The organism is Aquimarina muelleri DSM 19832 (assembly GCF_000430665.1).
GTDB classification, from domain to species: Bacteria; Bacteroidota; Bacteroidia; order Flavobacteriales; family Flavobacteriaceae; genus Aquimarina; species Aquimarina muelleri.
On sequence record NZ_AUML01000078.1, the window covers coordinates 1 to 4422 of the forward strand.

Here is a 4422-nt window from a genome sequence, read left to right on the forward strand (position 1 = left end):
GTACTAAAATTATCAAAAGTTTTCTTTAAAGACTTCCAGTTATAGGTAAACCCTTCTTCCATACTGGTAAACTTACTTTCTGCAGCTAATTGTGCTAAAAAATGTGCTTTACGCATACAGGTGGTTAGTCTAAAATAAAAGCGGAAGATTTTTTAAGATACTTCCGCTTTTCATATTCAAAATTATTACTATTCTTAACTTTTTTAATTATTTAATTTCACTCTACTTTTATGAATCCAACCTTTTTGTCCTTTAAAAGATACATACCACCATCCTTCTTTATAAAACTCTCCTATGATTTCTTTTTTAGATTTAGACACCATAAATTCTTCCCCATCTTGTATCTTAAATATAATTTCTCCTGATTTATCCCGTACATTGGTATACCCATCGGGATCATTGATTACTGCCATTTCATAAACAGGTTTTGGGTTTTCTTCATCATACGGGGTTTGACCATACGCCTTAAGACTATACTCTTTTAAGCCTTTATAACCATAAAAATCATTCTTTTTAAGAAGCCCTAACACCATAGGGTTTTCATTATATAATTCATCAAGGATACCCACCATGCCTTGATCTACAAGTACATTCATTAAATAGGAAAAATCTTCTAACTTCTGCTCTTCGGTTTCATAGGTGCAAAAAAGAAATTTTCGATTCTCTGGAGTTTTAACCGCATATTCTGAATAATCACTTACAATCATCCCGATATTAAAAACAAGATCGGGTTGTAGTTCAACTATTTTTTCTACTACATTTTTGCGTACTGCATAGTATTTTTTTCCTGTTACCCAACCTATTACCATCTCATTGATGTCTTCTTGAGCTTCTCGTTCCTCTCCAAGATTTTCTAGAATAAAACTAGTATACTCATCATCACCTGTATAATCATATTCATGAATCAGATGCATGAATGTCCAAGGTTTTTTTACTTTTAAAAATGTAAATGAAGCTTTGTTTTCATAAAATATCCAATTATTAAAATGATATAAAATTTCTTTTCTTTCTCTAGGGAAATCTTTAAATGGGGTGCGATCGCTAAAATAATCTTCTATAAAGTCATCTACTACTGGAACCATAAACCTATTCTCTCTAAAAGCAATAGGAAAAGAATATGCTAATTTTTCATATAAAGGAAACACTAAACTTGTATCCTCATATAAAATATCATCTTTCTTATTGTTATCAAGAGTATCAATATTAATTTTAAATTTTTCTAATATTTTATTTCTGAAAACATTTGATTCAGGGCGGCTATAGGATTTTGTTTTAAAAAACTTTAAAACTTCTTTAGCATCTGCCTCTGTACAGCTTGCTAAAGGATATCTATTAGAAAAATCTACCATAATTGTATTTTCTGTTTCTGTTTCTGTTTTTTGTTGGGTATTGTTTTGCCCATTAGTTGTGCTATTCTTACAAGAAAGGACTAATATCCCTATAATACTTGCATAAAGTATTGATTTCATGTTTATAGTATTAATTATTATTTTCTATTATTATACCTTCATATTTTGTTGTACCAGAACCCCAGTTGCCAATTTCTTTTACTTCACGAGGTTCTATAATGATTCTAACATCTCTATTTTTTTCTCCTTTTAGATCATCGATATCGGGTACATTGGCATAAAACTCGTCGACTAGGGCATTGGGTTTACTTTTACCTTGATGTATAGTTAAGCACCCTTGTGAACCAGAAGGATATCCTCCATGTATGGCAATCCCTTTTCTGTCATCACCACTCTCTATATCTATAATAGAGGGAGATTTTTCTATATCACCAATATGCCATTGGTACCTTTGCTTATCAGATTGTCTTTTAAACAAATAATACTCCCCAGGTGGGGTTTCATTATTTTTGCCATAACGATATGATGATTTATTTCTGGATGGTATTTCCGAATTCTCCTTAAAATGTGCATCTCTAGTTAGGTAAGTTATATAATCAGGTTCAGGAAGTTTATCTTTTTCTTTTAGTTCTTTATATTTTTCTAAACTCATACGTTGATAAACTACAGTTTTGTAAACAGGCCATTTTCCTCCATTGTCATTCGGCTCACCGTATTTATAGGATTTTCCTGCTACGACAATCACAGTTCCTAATTCTTGTTCTTGCCATTTTTTGCCTTTATATAACGGGCATTCTTCTATTTTTAACTGCTCTTCGGCTCTTAAAAAATATCGTTTTCTTTCGTCTAATCCTTTTAATGCTCCATTAATTCTATAGGTTACAGATTTTACAGCATATTCATCTGCATAACTAGCCCTTGGGTTGATCATCTTCCATCCCCAGTATGCTAAAGCACTTGTCATAGCGTCTTTAGCATTGTTTTTTAATTTATAAGGAGTCATCATCAGCCCATTATCATCTGTTCGCTCGCGTATCGGGAATGATTTAAAAAACATAAAAAAAGAGCAGTTTATATTAAAATGAACCACTCTCTTTTTTAATGATAAAGTTTTACTTACTCCTTGATTATAGTAATCCTGCTGCTATGTATACGTCCTCTGGTACCATCTTCTGTAACCACTATCCACCACTCTCCTGTATTGGTTTCGATACCAAATTTTTCTCCTTCCTTTATCTTTTTGATCACTTTGGCAGAAGTACCTTTACCATCCCGTAAATTGGTATACCCATCAGGATCATTAATAACACCATAAGCTATATAAGGATCGGGACCTAAAGAGCTAAGACCAAACCTTTTGTTTTGTGGGATATAAAAATTATCTGTAAAATCCTCCAGATCTTCGATACCATAAAAATCTTTTTTCCTAAAAACCTCGATCATTTTTGGATCGGTATCGTATAAGTATTCTATAATCCCAGATTGCCCTGCTTTATAACAATGTGCCATAAGATAGGCATATAACTCCTCTGTATCCTCTTCATACATCTGTGGCTTACCATTAGATACCATATTGGCTACCGTAGACAATTGTGATAATTCTGCCCTGTATTCGATCATTTTATCCAGCATGTCTTTGCGTAACTGCCACTGTCCTTTACATTCATATCCTCCATCATTTTTAACTATGGAATCACATCTAAATCCAAACAAAAAACTTTCTAAAACCGTTGGCTCATGCAATTTTGATTTACTAAACGCAAATTGTAACCAGTCTTTGTTTTTGGTATAACCATATTCCTGTGCAAGATTAATTAGAGATAATGAATTCTTCTTTATCCAATTAGTTGCATGAATATCATTATTAAAAATCATTTTATTATAATTACATGTGTTTTTGATAATATAATCATATGCTTTTTCTATAGCTTCTTTATCCATTTTTTGCAAACTTTCTTCATCCGGAATCATAGGATGTAAGTTAAATGGAATAATAAAATTATAATTTATGAGTACTGTTTCAGGATACTTATCAGTAGAAAGCCTTATTTCTGTTTCATTTTTTGTAGAAATATCAGTATTAAAAATTTCTAATATCTTCTTTCTAAACTGCTCATTAGTCGGTTTTTTATAACAAAATGCTATTTTTTCATTCAGCATAGCGTATTTATCTTCTTTGGTATTCATTGTTTTTTCTTCTTGTCCTTTACAGCCTTGTATAAGTAAGACTATCATTATAATTTTTGCAATGTTTTTCATGGAGTTTATGGTTTCTTTAAACTTTATATTCTTCATCAATAAATCCCTCCCAATAGGGTTTATTATTATTAGTTTTTTCTATAACTTCTCGTTCTTCCAGAATTAATCGTACAGGTCTACGATCAATACTCATATCATGTACCAGCCCATTATCATCTGTTCGTTCAGCATCTTTCATAACCTCGTGCAAAAATAAATCAGGGATTTCATTGTACAATTCTTCTACAGGTATTTTTCCTAAAGTATTAGTCCCAGGTTCTCCATTTCCACTTGCTAGTGTTAAACATCCTTTTGAACCTTTTCTATCATGTTCGTGAATAGCTATTCCATCTCTAAAGCCATTTGGTCCTTGAATATCCCTATTATTATTGTTGTCTGAAATATACATTGTATATCTCCCTTTATCATCTATAGATGAGTCTTTTTTGGATACTAAATGATATTTATTTCCTTGTGGACATTCATTATTAGTACCGTACCTTTTTTCAGAACGTTCTGATGCAGATAATCCTTGATGTGCATCTCGGGTAACATAGGTAATATAATCTGCTTTGGGTAACTTATCTTCCTTTTTTAGTTCATTATACTTTTCTAATGTCATTGATCTAAATACAGATAATCTGTACATAACATTGTTTGTATGTCCATAAGTATTTATAATTTTTTCTCCTTTCCCACCAATCACTATTACAGATCCCTTTTGTCCTTTACGATATTCATAATCTGGGCAATCTTCTACCTTTAAGGTTTTTACCGCTTCTTCCAGATAGGATTCTCGATGGGCATACCCTTTAAAAGCATTGTTGATTCTATA

At 31.7% G+C, this 4422-nt stretch carries 4 protein-coding genes; all 4 read right to left on the reverse strand.

The features are described from left to right. Positions 1 to 203: 203 nt before the first annotated feature. Positions 204 to 1469: an SH3 domain-containing protein gene (locus H527_RS0118425; RefSeq protein ID WP_027414023.1), complete on the reverse strand. Its 1266-nt coding sequence runs from the start codon at positions 1467 to 1469 to the stop codon at positions 204 to 206. A 10-nt stretch (positions 1470 to 1479) separates the two neighbouring features. Beyond that, the gene (locus H527_RS0118430) at positions 1480 to 2406 is read right to left on the reverse strand and encodes a hypothetical protein (protein WP_027414024.1); all 927 of its coding nucleotides are present in this window, start codon (positions 2404 to 2406) and stop codon (positions 1480 to 1482) included. Positions 2407 to 2465: 59 nt separating this feature from the next. Further along, complete coding sequence (locus H527_RS0118435; RefSeq protein ID WP_155837954.1) at positions 2466 to 3608, reverse strand: SH3 domain-containing protein; 1143 nt, start codon at positions 3606 to 3608, stop codon at positions 2466 to 2468. 16 nt (positions 3609 to 3624) lie between these two features. After that, a partial coding sequence (locus H527_RS24250) for a hypothetical protein (RefSeq protein ID WP_051316869.1) occupies positions 3625 to 4422 on the reverse strand: 798 nt, incomplete at its 5' end.

What these genes read in the sequence shown, in the direction of transcription:
- H527_RS0118425 (WP_027414023.1), bottom strand. Translation starts at nt 1,469, where the DNA reads ATGAAATCAATACTTTATGCAAGTATTATAGGGATATTAGTCCTTTCT.
- H527_RS0118430 (WP_027414024.1), bottom strand. Translation starts at nt 2,406, where the DNA reads ATGTTTTTTAAATCATTCCCGATACGCGAGCGAACAGATGATAATGGG.
- H527_RS0118435 (WP_155837954.1), bottom strand. Translation starts at nt 3,608, where the DNA reads ATGAAAAACATTGCAAAAATTATAATGATAGTCTTACTTATACAAGGC.